The 14,008-nt window shown below is 67.5% G+C and carries 10 protein-coding genes; all 10 read right to left on the bottom strand.

The window, feature by feature from the left end:
* Positions 1–585 precede the first annotated feature (585 nt).
* The 10 genes from RJ05_RS00775 to RJ05_RS00730 all read right to left on the bottom strand — a co-directional run bounded on the left by RJ05_RS00775 (position 586) and on the right by RJ05_RS00730 (position 13,810).
* The gene (locus RJ05_RS00775; protein ID WP_081597096.1) at positions 586–1,638 is read right to left on the bottom strand and encodes an alpha/beta hydrolase; all 1,053 of its coding nucleotides are present in this window, start codon (positions 1,636–1,638) and stop codon (positions 586–588) included.
* A 299-nt stretch (positions 1,639–1,937) separates the two neighbouring features.
* Complete coding sequence (locus tag RJ05_RS00770) at positions 1,938–3,029, bottom strand: alpha/beta hydrolase (protein WP_373365041.1); 1,092 nt, start codon at positions 3,027–3,029, stop codon at positions 1,938–1,940.
* Positions 3,030–3,212: 183 nt separating this feature from the next.
* Positions 3,213–5,156 carry an arabinofuranosyltransferase AftB family protein gene (locus RJ05_RS00765; protein WP_085996140.1) on the bottom strand — a complete coding sequence of 648 codons (1,944 nt, stop codon included), beginning with the start codon at positions 5,154–5,156 and terminating at the stop codon, positions 3,213–3,215.
* A gap of 4 nt (positions 5,157–5,160) precedes the next feature.
* Positions 5,161–6,093 carry a decaprenyl-phosphate phosphoribosyltransferase gene (locus RJ05_RS00760; RefSeq protein WP_036531724.1) on the bottom strand — a complete coding sequence of 311 codons (933 nt, stop codon included), beginning with the start codon at positions 6,091–6,093 and terminating at the stop codon, positions 5,161–5,163.
* A 19-nt stretch (positions 6,094–6,112) separates the two neighbouring features.
* Complete coding sequence (locus tag RJ05_RS00755) at positions 6,113–6,724, bottom strand: phosphatase PAP2 family protein (RefSeq protein WP_228790044.1); 612 nt, start codon at positions 6,722–6,724, stop codon at positions 6,113–6,115.
* 5 nt (positions 6,725–6,729) lie between these two features.
* A complete protein-coding gene (locus tag RJ05_RS00750) occupies positions 6,730–8,664 on the bottom strand; it encodes a glycosyltransferase (RefSeq protein WP_036531722.1) in 1,935 nt (644 codons plus the stop codon).
* 41 nt (positions 8,665–8,705) lie between these two features.
* On the bottom strand, positions 8,706–9,935 hold the full coding sequence (gene glf / locus RJ05_RS00745; protein WP_036531718.1) for a UDP-galactopyranose mutase: 1,230 nt from the start codon (positions 9,933–9,935) through the stop codon (positions 8,706–8,708).
* A gap of 503 nt (positions 9,936–10,438) precedes the next feature.
* Positions 10,439–11,098, bottom strand: coding sequence for a hypothetical protein (locus tag RJ05_RS29150; protein WP_051016027.1), 660 nt, complete (start codon positions 11,096–11,098; stop codon positions 10,439–10,441).
* Between the two features lie 144 nt (positions 11,099–11,242).
* Positions 11,243–12,016: a MerR family transcriptional regulator gene (locus RJ05_RS00735; RefSeq protein ID WP_036531717.1), complete on the bottom strand. Its 774-nt coding sequence runs from the start codon at positions 12,014–12,016 to the stop codon at positions 11,243–11,245.
* Positions 12,017–12,256: 240 nt separating this feature from the next.
* Positions 12,257–13,810: a SpoIID/LytB domain-containing protein gene (locus RJ05_RS00730; RefSeq protein ID WP_228829018.1), complete on the bottom strand. Its 1,554-nt coding sequence runs from the start codon at positions 13,808–13,810 to the stop codon at positions 12,257–12,259.
* Positions 13,811–14,008 lie beyond the last annotated feature (198 nt).

The following is a 14,008-nucleotide window of genomic DNA, read 5'->3' as shown; positions in this document are numbered from 1 at the left end:
CGGGCGCGCCCTGCCGAAACGCATGAATCCTGCTCTCTTTCTGCTGTTGTGGAGCCACCCGCGGCTGCGGGCGACACCCGTTCTGTGTCAACGAGACGCCGCCGGGGCCTGTACCCGAATCCCGACCTTCCGGTACAGCCGTCGACGGCGCTACAACGATCTGGTCACACTGATGCTCGCTGGACGATATTCGACCCCCGAATCGTTAGCAAGACCCGGGTTGATCTGCCTGGCCGGAAATCGGTCCGCGACAATCGGTGATCGTGCGGTGACACTACCGTGTCCGGTGGTTGATGTCGCGACGGACCTCATTATTTGTTCGTTATCCCAAATCAACGGGCGCGCACCAAGATCACCAACGCCGAGCGAACGTTCCCGCCCGCCGGATGAAGTGATCATGAACGGACCGCAGCGAACTCTACGCGGCGTCGAGCCCGGCAACTTTCCCGCGTACTTCGCACTTCGCACATCGATTCGATGAAATAGCGGTAGAAATGCGCCGAAAATAGCCGGACAACATGAATTCGGGCCCTGTCCGGACACCCGTGACGGGTGCGCCGGACAGGGCCCTGCCGAATGTCGGCGTCAGCCGATATGCGCCGACAGATCCGGCGTCATCCGGGCGACCTCCTCGGCCCAGTAGGACCAGGCGTGAATACCGACGTTCGGGAACGAATAGACCACATTGTTGGCGCCGAGGGTCGCCATCCGGATCTGGAACGCACGGGTATTCGCCAGGGCCAGCGCCTCGAGCGCCATCCCGTTCACGGTGCCCGCGGTGGGCGGGTCGGTCGGGCCGGGCAGGCCGCTGCCCGCAGAGATCCACAGGCGGGTGTTGTGGTCACGCAGCAGCGGCGCGAACACGAACGGATCCATCCGCAGCCACTGCGGGCCCCACGGCGGCGCCATCGAATCGACGTTGTAGCCGCCCGCGTCGAGCATTGCCAGCCGAATCGCCTCGCGCATACCCGGTGCGGAAATGTTGAGGTAGCCCGAGTAGGAACCGGCGAAACTGAACTGATCGGGGTGATAGGCGGCCAACGTCAGCGCGGCGCTTCCGCCCATCGACAAACCGAATACGCCATTACGGTTGGGATTGAAGCCGAGCCGGTCGCGCAGCGCCCAGCGCAGATTCTGGGTCAGGAAGGTCTCCCACTGATACCGGTAGCTCTTACCCGGACCCGCGGCGAGCGCGTTGAGCGCACCCGAACCCGACGACGAACCGGTGCCCGGCGGGATGCCCGCGAAACTGCTCGGCGCATTCCAGTCGGCGTAGAAGCTGGACATACCGCCGACCGGCATCACCACATTGATGTTCCAGTCGGTCAGCAGTTGCGCGACGTTGGTGTCGATCTCCCAGCCGCTCAGCGTCTCCGGAGCACGAAGACCGTCGAGGGCGTAGACCACGCGGTTGGTGTTGCCGTCCTTGGCGCGGAAGATGCGCGATTTGATCGGGCCCATCCCGGAATCGACCCAGAAATCGAAACCGGCCGGGTTGAACGCCGCCGAGGCCGGCGCGGCCGGACCCGCTATGGACACCCCCATGGGGACGAGCATCGCCGCGGCGACACCTATCGCCGCCCGCTTCACCCATGAGCCGGACCGAGTGGTTCTACCGGGCCTGCGCGCACTTCGCATTCGACTAGACCTTTCGCCTGAACGGCCGGTCAGCAATCGTATGGCTACGACACCGGCCTCCTCATCGGACACCGGGCGACCGCGTCGAACGATCATGAAACGCGCCCACCTGTGTGCATGTTCCTGATGTATCAATCGACAATGAATGCCTCCATGTTGCTGGATGGTGATCCATCCCACAACTGCGGCGGGCTTCCGTATGCACATTCGTTGCCGCGCGGTGGGCGGACGTGCCCTGAAACGAGACCGGCCGCCCGGCGCGCGATGCGCCGGGCGGCCTGCGATATCGGACCCGCTGCCTAGCCGATGTGGGCCGACAGGTCGGGGATCATCCGGTAGACCTCGGACTCCCAGTTGCGCCAGTTGTGCACACCGACGGGCGGGAAGCTGTAGGTCACGTTGTTCGCGCCCAGCGTCATCATGCGGACCTGGAAGGCCCTGGTGTTGACCAGCGCGAGCGCCTCCAGCGGCATGCCCTGGATGATGTCGAGCGGCGCGGTGGCGTCGGCCGGGCCCGGCAGGCCACTGCCCGCGGCGACCCACAGCCTGGTGTTGTTGGCCTTCAGTCGCGGAGCGAACACGAACGGATCCATCCGCAGCCACTGCGGACCCCACGGCGGCGCCATGGCGTCGATGTTGTAACCACCGGCACTCAGCATGGCCACACGCAGCGCCTCACGCATACCGGGCGCGGAGATGTTCAGGTAACCGGAGTAGGAGCCGGCGAAGCTGAACTGGTCCGGGTGGTAGGCGGCCAGGGTCAGCGCGGCGCTACCGCCCATCGACAGGCCGAAGACGCCGTTGTTGTTCGGGTTGAACCCGAGCCGGTCGCGCAACGCCCAGCGCAGGTGCTTGGTGAGGAAGGTTTCCCACTTGTAGGTGTTGGTCTTGCCCAGGGTCTCGGTCCAGCCGGAGGAACCCGTCGCGGCCGAGCCGGACGACGAGCCCGACGACGAACCCGCCGAACCGGTGTTCAGGCCGAGGAAATCGCTCGGGCCGTTCCAGTCGGCGTAGAAACTCGACGGACCACCCACGGGCATGACCACGTTGATGTTCCACTTGGTCAGCTCGCGGACGACCTCGGTCTCGATCTCCCAGCCGTTCAGGTCGCCACGGGCCCGCATACCGTCCAGGGCGTAGACGACCCGGTTGGTGTTGCCGTCCGCGGCGCGGAAGACGCGGGACTTGATCGGCCCCATCTCCGAATCGACCCAGAAGTCGATTCCGGCGGGGTTGAATGCCGCCGACGCCGTCGCGCCGGGGCCTGCCACCGACGCCCCGAGCGGTAGCAGCACTGCCAGCGACATGAGCATCGATCGCTTCAACCAGGAACCGGCTCTTCGGACTCCCGGTCGGCCACCGTGCGCTCTGCGCGCGATCACGCCTCGCATGTGTTCTCGGCCTTTCGTCATGCGGCGGTCGCCGCGTTCCTCGGTGCCACCGTGCCCCGGCCCACGTTTCGGGCAGGACACGGCGGGGTACCACGGCAGCCTAACCCGTGACCTATGCCAGGGCGTTATCAAAACGAGACAAAGTGAGGCACGCCGCTTTGTTTCCGGCGTGTCGATAACGCGCTAGCGCGGTGGCTGCGGGTAGGGATCGACCAACCCGCAACGCTGGATCTCGTACTTGGGCACCCGTTCGATACGGTACTTCGCGAAGTTCAGCGCGTTGCGGAGGTTGTGCTTGAACCGATCCCATGTCAGCTCGTCGCGGTAGGACAGCAGCAGGGCGTGGGTCTGCGGGCACGACATCGCCACCCGCGCCTGGGTCACCCACTTCTCGTCCAGGTACCAGGGCATCCACGGCTTCTGGTCCACCATGCCGGTATCGACGATGACCCAGTCCGGGAACAGGCTCTTGTCGTGGCCGATGCGGCCGTCCTCGAGCCGTTCGGTGTGCGCGGCCAGCGGGTAGGCCAGGCCCATCGGGTCGATCACCCGCACGTCCAGCGGGACGTTCATGCTGGTCATGCCCAGGTTCAGGAAGTAGACGGTATGGCCGGCGCCGCCCTCGGGGATGGGCTGCGGCGGCGGCGCCACGTACCAGAACATGAACGACGGCGAATTCAGCAGCAGCCCGCCGTTGGGATTGGCCATGATGTCGTTGACCATCGGCCGCATCCGGGCGTAGTCGAGGTAGTCCTCGGCCAGGATGGGATGGTCGTGGCCGGTGTTGAGCACGTAGTAGACGCGCTCGTCGACGATGCCGGACGAGCTGATCTTGGTGCCGGTGGTGATCGCGGTGGTGCCCATGGCCAGCAGCGACCAGACCACCGTGCCGACCAGCGCCAGCGAGGTCAGCACGAACGCGCCGCTGCGCGCCGGGATCGACCGGAATCCGGCTTCGGGCAACCGCACCGGCAGCACCATGACCGGGGCGAGCAGGCAGAACAGCTGCGACAGCAGCATCCGGCCGTGCATGAAGTCGCCGCCGACACGCAGCGCGTAGACGGTCAGGATGACGCCGCTGCCGAGCATCAGCGCGACGACGGCACTCGGCGAACGCAGCCACCGCCGGAACCGGAGCGTCCAGCGGGCCCGTGGCTCATCGGGGTGCTCGGCCTGCTCGGCACCGGCCCGTCCGGCGCGCGCGGCGACGATTCCGGCGATGAGCAGGATCAGCAGCGGGACCCACAGGAAGTACGGTCCGACCAGATCCCACAGGTAGGTGAAACCCTGCTCCCATTTCGCGCCGGCGGCATCCTTGGCCACGGCCGTATTCGGGTACGGCAGACCGTAATAGCCCATCCGCCAGATCTGGTAGCCCAGCGGCAGCAGCCCGGCCACCGCGACGATGATCAGCCGCAGCACGCTCGGCCGCAGCCGGGTCGCAGGCATCGGCGCCAGGAAGATCATCAACAGCGCCAGGCCGCCGACCAGCGTCATCTCCGGACGGATCAGCGGCGCCAGACCGGCGAGGAACACCAGCCCGAGCAGGCCGGGCACCCGCACCCGTTCGGCCTGGCTCCACCGCATCATCAACCAGAACAGCAGGCCGAGCCAGGCGATCACCAGGCCGCTCTCCAGACCGGAGGTCACATAGTCACGAGCAGGCGGCACCGCGATGTAGACCAGCGCACCCGCCGGCAGCAGCAGCGCCGAAGACGATCCGCCCCACAGCCGCGCCGAGCCGAGCATGGCGAACACGATCGCCAGCACCGACAACGTCAACGCGACGCCGAGCACGACGTACTCCAGGCGCGCCTGGGTGAGCCAGCTGAAGAACCAGACGATGTAGGTCCAGGCGGTGCTGGTGTTGGTTTCGACCCGCTCGCCCGCGTTGAACACCGGGCCATTGCCCGCGAGCAGATTGCGCACGGTGCGCAGCACGATCAGGCCGTCGTCGGCGATCCAGCGGCGTTGCCAGCCACCGATCGCGAACAGTGCGGCGGTCAGCACCACCCCACCGACGAATGTGGCCCGGGATAGTCGGGCGATACGCGAAGCCGGGGCGGACTGCTCCTCGGCAGCCGCCCGGTCCGCGTATTCGGTTCCCTCCGCTCCCGCTACCAGCATCTCGTCAGGTGAGATAGACAGCGACACCTACCGCTCCGATCCAGGCGATTGCGAGGAACTGGAGGACCCGGTCCCCCAGCGCGATCTCTTCCGGTTCGCCGGCCTCGCCGCCATCGACGTCGACCGCGTACCGCAGGATTGCGATGGTAAACGGAACCATCGAGATGGCGTACCAGTTCGTGTTATTGGCTTCGCCCTGCTCGAAGGCCCACAGGCCGTAGAACACCACCACCGCGGTCGCGGCCAGCGTCCAGATGAAACGCAGGTAGGTGGGCGTGTAGTACTCGAGCGACTTGCGGATCTTGGCGCCGGTACCCAGCGCGATCTGCAATTCGGCATAGCGCTTGCCGGCCGCCATGAACAGCGAACCGAAGGCCATGATCAGCAGGAACCATTGCGACAGGCCGATATCGGCGGCCGCGCCACCGGCGACGGCGCGCAGCAGGAAGCCCGAGGACACGATGCAGATATCGAGCACGGCCTGGTGCTTGAGCCCGAAGCAGTAGGCGAGCTGGATACCGATGTAGACCGCCATCACGACCGCGAGCTGCCAGGAGGCCAGCAGCGAGCCGAGGATCGAACCGGCCAGCAGCACCACCGCGAGCAGGTAGGCCAGGTTCACCGGCACCACACCGGCAGCGATCGGCCGGTAGCGCTTGGTCGGGTGAGCGCGGTCGGCCTCGACGTCCATCGAGTCGTTGACCAGGTAGATACCCGAGGCCGCCATGCAGAACACGACGAAGGCGATCGCGACATGCGCGAGCACCGAGGCGTCGCCGAGTACGTCGGGGCCCGCGGCGAGAGGCGCGGCCAGCACCAGGACGTTCTTGACCCACTGCCGGGGCCGGACCGCCTTGATCAGGCCACCGGCCAGAGTCTTGGGCGGGCCCTTGACGACGGCTTCGGCCAGATCGGCGCCGGTCGGCTCTTCACTCATCTCAACCAAGGCCTTTTCTTCAGTGGTCATGTTTACGCGCCCGTCGCGAAGCCAATCGCTTCTCGGTACCGATCAACGCGGCAGCCGACGCCGCACCGAGCGCGGAACCGGCGAGCACGTCCGAGGGGTAATGCACCCCGAGCACGACCCGGGACAACACCATCGGCGGGACGAGCACCGCTGGCAAGGGTAGCCCGGTCAATCTGCCGAGCAACACCGCAGCGGCGGCGGTGGAGGTCGCATGCGAGGACGGGAAGCTGAGTTTGCTCGGCGTCGACACGTTGACCTGCACCGATGGGTCGTTCGGGCGCGGACGGCGGACCACCCGCTTGATCACGATGGAGGCCGCGTGCGCGCCGACCGCGCCGACCGCGACCCCGGCCCACTGCCTGCGGCGCGGCTTGTCGACCAGCCAGCCCGCGGCGGCGATGCCGACCCAGCCGAGGGCGTGCTCACCGAAGTGCGACATCGCCCGGGCCGCGGAGACCACGGTGGGGTTGGCGCCGATGGTGCCCTGCACGGCGTTGATGATCGCCACCTCGCGCGGGACCTCGACATATTCGCCGCTGCACGCGCAGGCGCCGCCGCAACCCTCGTCGGCCGGGTCGACCAGGGGCAGGCTCGGATTCATCGCGTTCACTTCTCGGTTCCGTTCTGACTGACACCGAAGGTCTTCTCCCAGGCCGCCGCACTGGTCAGCTCGGCATGGGCGGCGCGGTAGCGCTGCTGCATCTCCGGGAAACGGGCGGTGAGTTCCTTGCGCAGCCGCAGCGCTTCCCTGAGCAGCTCGGCCGCCTTGCGCGGATCGCGCTTGCGGTAGACGACGCCGCGACCGTCGGCCGTGGTCACGGTGACGCCGTCGACCTGCGACAGCAGGAACCAGCGGGCGTCCAGTGTCGGCACGTTCAACTGCGGGGTCTCGTGGTTGGCCGGATCGACCTTGCGGAAGTTGTGCACCACGCCCTTGGCCAGGCGCGCCACCTTGGCCAGCGGATTGCCCGGCTCACCGACCGCGCCCACGCTGTGGTGGCTGGCCATCGGCAGCTCCGTCGACGACGGCAGCACCACCGCGTCCGGGTACTCCTTGCGCATCGCGTGCACCTTGCCCAGCGCGCTCGGCAGCAGATCGAACAGGCCCTCGGGACCGGCGAGGAAATCGCGGATCGCCTCGTTCTGGATCGCGACCGTGGAGTACTCGAGGCACAGCAGATGCTTGAGGGTGGCCTTGATCGTGTTCACCACCATCGGCTTGCCGTCGCCCGGCAGGTGCAGCGAGGCGACCACGAGGCGGTTACGCAGGTGGAAGTAGGCCTGCCAGTCGATGGCGTCGTCCTTGTCGCTCCACGCCATATGCCAGACCGCCGCGCCCGGCAGCGTGACCGTCGGGTAGCCGGCCGCGCGGGCGCGCAGGCCGTACTCGACGTCGTCCCATTTCAGGAACAGCGGCAGCGGCTGACCGAGTTCCTCGGCCACCTGACGCGGGATGACGCAGGTCCACCAGCCGTTGAAATCGACGTCGATGCGCCGGTGCAGCAGCTTGGAGTTGTCCCGGTCGCGCAGCGGGTACTTGGAGAAATCGTGGTCGTATTCGACGTTCGGCGCCGCGGTCCACATGAAGATGCCGCGGTCGACGACCTCGCCCATGGTGTGCAGATGCGAGCGTTCCTGCAGGTTGAGCATCTGCCCGCCGACCAGGATCGGCGATTTCGCGAACCGGGCGAAGGCCAGCGCGCGCAGGATCGAATCGGGTTCGATCTCGATGTCGTCGTCCATGTAGACGATGTACTGCGCGTCGGTGGTCTTCAGCGCCTCGTACATGACCCGGCTGTAACCGCCGGAACCACCGAGGTTGGGCTGATCGTGGATGGCCAGCCGGTCGCCGAGCACCGCGGCGGCCTCGGCGAAGCCCGGTTCGTCGACGACCTTGCGGTTGCCCTGATCGGGGATGATCACGGCCTTCATCTGGTCGAGCACCAGCGGATCCGAGCCGAGCGCCTCGAGGGTCTTCACCGCGTCGGTCGGGCGGTTGAACGTCGGCATGCCGACCGCGATGCTGCCGTCTCCGGGCGCCTCGACCGGGGCGTACCAGCCGCCTGCCAGCAGGGTGACCGCGGTGTCGGTGGTGATGTCGAACCAGATCCAGCCGCCGTCCTCGAACGGGGCCAGCTCGGTCTCGAACTCCACGAACACCGAATCGGTGCCCGGTTCGACCGCGAATTCCCGGCCCTGCACGTGGATGCGGGAACCGTCGGCCTTGGAACGGTAGACGTCGACCCGGCCGTGCCCGGCCAGCTCCAGCCGCAACACCACCGAGCTCAGGATGCTCCAGCGACGCCAATAGCTGGCGGGCAGCGCGTTGAAGTAGGTGCAGAACGACACCTCCGACTCCGCGCCCACCGACAGCGAGGTGCGGGTCGGTGCGTGCGCGCGCCGGGCGTTGGTGGGCGATTCCTCCAGGTAGAGGGTCCGCACGTCCAGCGGTTCGCCCGGCCGCGGCAGGATGATGCGTTGCAGCAGCGCCTTGGCTCGGGTCTCGGTCGTCATCTCTTCCAGAATCGGTTGCGAGGTCATTCGTTCCCTGTGGTCGCGGCGTGGATTCGGGGCCTGCGCACCTACGCCTGCTCGCTGTCGGCCAGCGGCGCGCCCGATTCCAGATGCGGCCTGAGCACATTGTCGAACATGCTCAGCGCGCTCCCGATGGCCATATGCATGTCCAGGTACTGGTAGGTGCCCAGACGGCCGCCGAAAAGCACCTTGGCCGTTGCGGTTTCGTTCTTGGCGCGCTCACGGTAGGCCAGCAGCTTGGCGCGGTCCTCCGGCGTGTTGATCGGGTAGTACGGCTCGTCGCCGGTCTGCGCGAAGCGGGAGAACTCGCGCATGATGACGGTCTTGTCTTCCGGGTAGTCCCGCTCCGGATGGAAGTGGCGTGGCTCGATGATGCGGGTGTAGGGCACGTCCGCGTCGTTGTAGTTCATCACCGAGGTGCCCTGGTAGTCGCCGGTGGGCAGGACCTCGGTCTCGAAGTCGATGGTGCGCCAGCCCAGCTCGCCCTCGGCGTAGTCGAAGTAGCGGTCCAGCGGTCCGGTGTAGACGACCGGCGCGTCCGGGTTCGCCGCCCGGATCTCGTCGCGCACGTCGAACCAGTCGGTGTTCAGCCGCACCTCGATCAGCTCCGAGGCCGCCATGTTCTCCAGCCACTTGGTGTAGCCCTCGGCGGGCAGACCCTCGTAGGTGTCGTTGAAGTAGCGGTTGTCGAAGGTGTAGCGGACCGGCAGCCGGGTGATATTGCCCGCGGGCAGTTCCTTCGGGTCGGTCTGCCACTGCTTGGCGGTGTAGTCACGGATGAACGCCTCGTAGAGCGGGCGTCCGATCAGCGAGATCGCCTTCTCCTCGAGGTTCTGCGCATCGGCGGTGTCGATCTCGGCGGACTGCTCGGCGATCAGCGCCTTGGCCTCGTCCGGGGTGAAGTAGCGTCCGAAGAACTGCGAGATCAGGCCGAGCCCCATCGGGAACTGGTAGGCCTGCCCCTTGTGCATCGCGAATACGCGGTGCTGATAGTTGGTGAACTCGGTGAACTGGGTGACGTAATCCCAGACCCGCTTGTTCGAGGTGTGGAACAGGTGCGCACCGTACTTGTGCACCTCGATCCCGGTCTCCGGATCCGGCTCCGAGTAGGCGTTACCGCCGATGTGGTGACGACGGTCGAGCACCAGCACCCGCTTACCCAGCAGCGTGGCGGTGCGTTCGGCAACGGTCAGCCCGAAGAAGCCGGAGCCGACCACGATCAGGTCGAAGGTGGAATCGGAGGACGCGGAGTTACCGGGGGACGATGCGACGGTCACGGGAGCCCAGAGTATCGGACTTCGCCGTGAGGTCCGGGTCGAGTCACAGCGTGCGGCCCCGGCAGCCGTTCTGCCACCGGTTTCGGGTGCTCGTCACCTGCGCGGAGGCACCGTCCGAGCGGTCGGCGGGGGGCAGCCGCCGGGTTGGGCCCATCGGTTCCGGCCGAGCGCGACTACCGCGAAGACCGCGGTGAAACGCCCCCGATCACGATGGCGGGTGCGATCGCCGGGACGATGCGCTGCGGTCCGGGCGACAGGGCGGGCGGCTCATCGATCTGACCGCGCGATCAGGCTGCACATGGACGGGCGAGGCTGCACCGACACCGCCGAACCGGAGACCGAGGCGCCGGCAAAGCGGTGGCCGACGAATCGGTGGCCGAGGCGCTGGTCGATGCGGCCACGCTGGTAGCCGCACCCTGCCGTTCCGCCGGATGGACGTTCTCGGTTCACCGGACGATGCGCGGCGCCGGCAGGCCGGTCCGGTCTCCGCCGTGCCGGCTCGGCTACCGGTAGGGGTACTGCCCGTACATCGGGGCCGCGGCGACGGCCGGGGTGCGCGGGGCGCGGATCCAGCGGCCGGTAGCGCTGAGGGAAGCGAGGATGAGGACGGCTACCACCAGGGCCAGGTCGAGGAACATCTGGCCGACCATGGTGCCGATGATGCTGATCGCCCAGGCGATGTTGATCAGGGCGAGCACGGCGGCGATGATGACGGTGACGCGGCCGAACTTGGTGCGGCACACCAGCAATAGGCCGCCGAGCAGCATCAGGAAGGCGATGAGGCCGGTCAGCCACAGCATGATGTCGGCGGTGTTCTGGGAGAAATCGAGGTCGATGTCGACGTCGCTGCGGGAGCTGCTGCCGCCACCGCCGCGTCGGCGGGCACCGCTCACCACTGGGGCGCCCAGTTGATTGGACAACTGCACCGCCCGGATGACGCCCCAGACGTAGAGCGCACCGCAGATCATGGCGAGAATGCCGGCGGTGATTCCCGTTCCACCGCTTGCCTGTTGCTGCGGCGGCTGCGGCGGGTGTGGCGGATAGCCGTACCCCGGCGGCTGCGCATAAGCCGGCGGCGCGCCGTAGCCGGGCGGCGGCCCGTAACCGTGCGGCGCTGGGTAACCGGGCTGACCCTGACCCGGGTGACCATAGGGATAGCTCATGGGACTTCCCCCCCTCTCGATGTCGCCGGAACTCTACCGCGCGGTCCCGACAGCGAGCGAGCCGAAGACGCCCGCACGCGGGAGGTTCCCCGTGCGGGCGTCGTCGAAACCGGCGGCACCGGAGCGTATCCGGCCGCCCCGTATCTAGCGGAGGTTACGGTCGGCGTAGATCCGCATGGCGTCGCGGACGAACTCGGCGGTGCCCTCGCCGTGCCGGTCGTAGTTCTGACCGAAACGCGGGTCGGCGACGTACATCTCGCCGAGCCCGGCGAAATGATCCGCGCCGGGGCGCTTGCCCTGGTAGCCGCCGGTCAGCCACTCGTAGTGGCGCTGGGTGATGGCCTGCACCTCGTCGCTTCCGGCGTCCAGACCGGCCGCGTGCGCCCGGCCGAAGTCGGCGGCGATATCGAGCTGGGTCTGCTGGAAGGCCTGCTTGTCGGCCTCGCTCAGCGAACGCCACCATCGGTCACCGCTCTCGTAGGCTTCCTTGCCCCACCGCTCGATGACCTCGTCCTTGTACTGGGTGTGGTCGAACCCGTCGAAAACTTCTGCTGCCACGAGCTTTTCACCTCTTTCCATTTTGCGCAGCGTGGAGTTCACCGACTCGATCCGACGCCGGATCCGATCCTGTTCCTGCCGAAGCAGTTCCAGGTGCGTGTGCAGTGCAGCGGTGGTGTCCTGTTCGCCCGCGAGTACGTCGGCGATGACCGGCAGGCCGAGGCCGAGCTCTCGCAGCAGCAGGATGCGTTGCAGCCGCACGAGGGAGTCCTGGTCGTAATAGCGGTACCCGTTGGTCCCGATCCGGCTCGGCGGCAACAGCCCCAGCTCGCCGTAATGGCGCAGCGTGCGGCTGGTGGTACCGGCTGCCTTGGCCAGATCCTGGATGGACCATTCACCGGTTCGGGTGCCCGCGACCATGACCTGAACTCCTTCCCTGTCGAGGCGGTGCAACCAGCATGCAAGTTGACGTTACGTCAAGGTCAAGCCGCATTGCAGCACGCCTTTCGAGGGCGCCGACGGCGGTCGGAAACCGACCGCGCTGACCGGATCACCGGCACAGCCGTGGTCTCAGGGAACCGGTCCGGCGCTCACCCGGATACGGCCGGACGGGCAGCCGTCACCAGCACGCGGGACCCGTCCAGCACGTCGGGGTAATGGTCAAGCGCCGCCCTGAACTCGGGGAACGCCGAATACATCGGCTTCCGTGGGCAGCTCCGCCCAGACGGCGGCCTCGGGCGGTTGGATTTCGGGGGTCCCAGCGGCCGGGGTTCGCTGGACCTCGGACGGAACCGAAGCGCCCACCGGATCACCTGGCGCGGTGGGCGCTCCGGAAGCCGGCGCGCCCGGCGTTCCCGGAGCCGCCGGGTCTCCTGGCGTCGCTCCAGGCGTGGAGCCGGGAACAGCACCACCGTCCGGCGAACCAGAGGCCTCCGGCTCAGCACTACCTGGCGCGGAGTCGGCCAGGCCGGGAACCAGCTCGAGTAACGTCGTGAAGTCCACCACCTGCGCGCCGAGCGTCGGCGTGTAGATGATGACGCCGTTGCTGTACAGCCGGTACAGTCCCGCGTTCTCCGGCAGAATCATCTCCGGGCCGATGGGCTCGCCCACCGAGCTCTCCGCCCCGCCGATCCTGGCGTATTCGGCGTCGATCGGGGATTCGGTATCGGAGGTCCTGGTCCGCGGCGCCGGGCCGGCCGGGGGTGCACCGACGCTCAATTCGGCAGGCGTCGGCCCGACTTCGAAGGTCTGGATGTCGGCAGGCTGCCCACCATCGGGCGCGGCGGAGTACTCCGACCGCAGGACATGCCCGTCGCGCAGCAACACCATGCCCGCCGTCGAGGCGACGGCTTCTGCGGTGCGCGGATCTTCCTTCACCGTGCCGGGATAGACCTGGCAGTCGGTGGTGTCACAGGTCTGCGCGTACGGGTAGCGGGTCTCGGCCAGGGCGTAGGAGCGGGCGGCGATGGCTTGGGCGCGCAGGGCTTCGGCGGCACCTTTGTCGGCCCAGTTGGCCTGCACTTCGGCCGGGATGACGCCGAGCAGGTAATCCTCCACGTCGACCCGGTTCACCGTGCGCGCCGCGCCGTCCTCGGTGGCCACACCGAGCGAGCCGCGGTACGCACCGCCGCCGCACAAAGTCAGGTGCTCGGTGGCCGGGCGGCCCGGCGCGGGGTCCACCGGGTAGATCCACGGGTCCGCGGTCGAGGTCTGCCACAGCACTTCGCCGTCGCAGCCGGTCGTGACCACGACGTTCGCGCCACCATCGGGTAGAGCGGTGAGGTGGGCGACCTCGCCTGGCCCGATGATCCGGCCCGCCACCCGCGCGCCGGCCTCGGCGTAGGCGTCCAGGGTCGAGTCGTCCTGCGCCATCAACCGGACAGCGAGGGTGGTCGGGCCGACGGCGCCGAGGGCGGCGCCCGGATAGTAGTGCCCGAGGATGCGTTCGGCCGTCCAGCCGTCTTGGGCACTCTTCAGCGCACCGTGCTGGCTCATGCCACGGCCGTGGCCTGGACCGGCAAGCGGTCTATACACGTCGTCGCCGGTCCACAGCACCAGTGGGCCGGCGACGAGCAGGGCGGTCGCGCCGACGACCAGCAACGAGCTCCGCCTGCCGCGGCGCCTGCGCATCGACTGCGGTAAATGCGGCGCTGCCAGCGCGTTCTTTGCGCGTAGCGCGAATTCCGCGCGAGCGCTGTCGTGTCGTTGCGGCATCCGTTCACTCCCCTTGGTTTCCAAGGACCGGACAGGGTTGGAGTGCCTGTCGGCATGTCGTTTAGACCGGCCACGATCCGAGAGCTACATTCGAGCACACATAATCCTCAACAAGAGGTTTAGAGATGTGAAATTTGTGACTAGTGTGATCCTTGGGACATCTCGACGCAAGCACTGATGCACTCGGATCACCGGTTC

Origin of the sequence: Nocardia cyriacigeorgica NBRC 100375, assembly GCF_000308555.1 — a bacterium.
Classification (GTDB): Bacteria; Actinomycetota; Actinomycetes; order Mycobacteriales; family Mycobacteriaceae; genus Nocardia; species Nocardia cyriacigeorgica.
The sequence above is the reverse complement of the archived record's forward strand: the minus strand, read 5'-3'. Positions and strand labels throughout refer to the sequence as shown.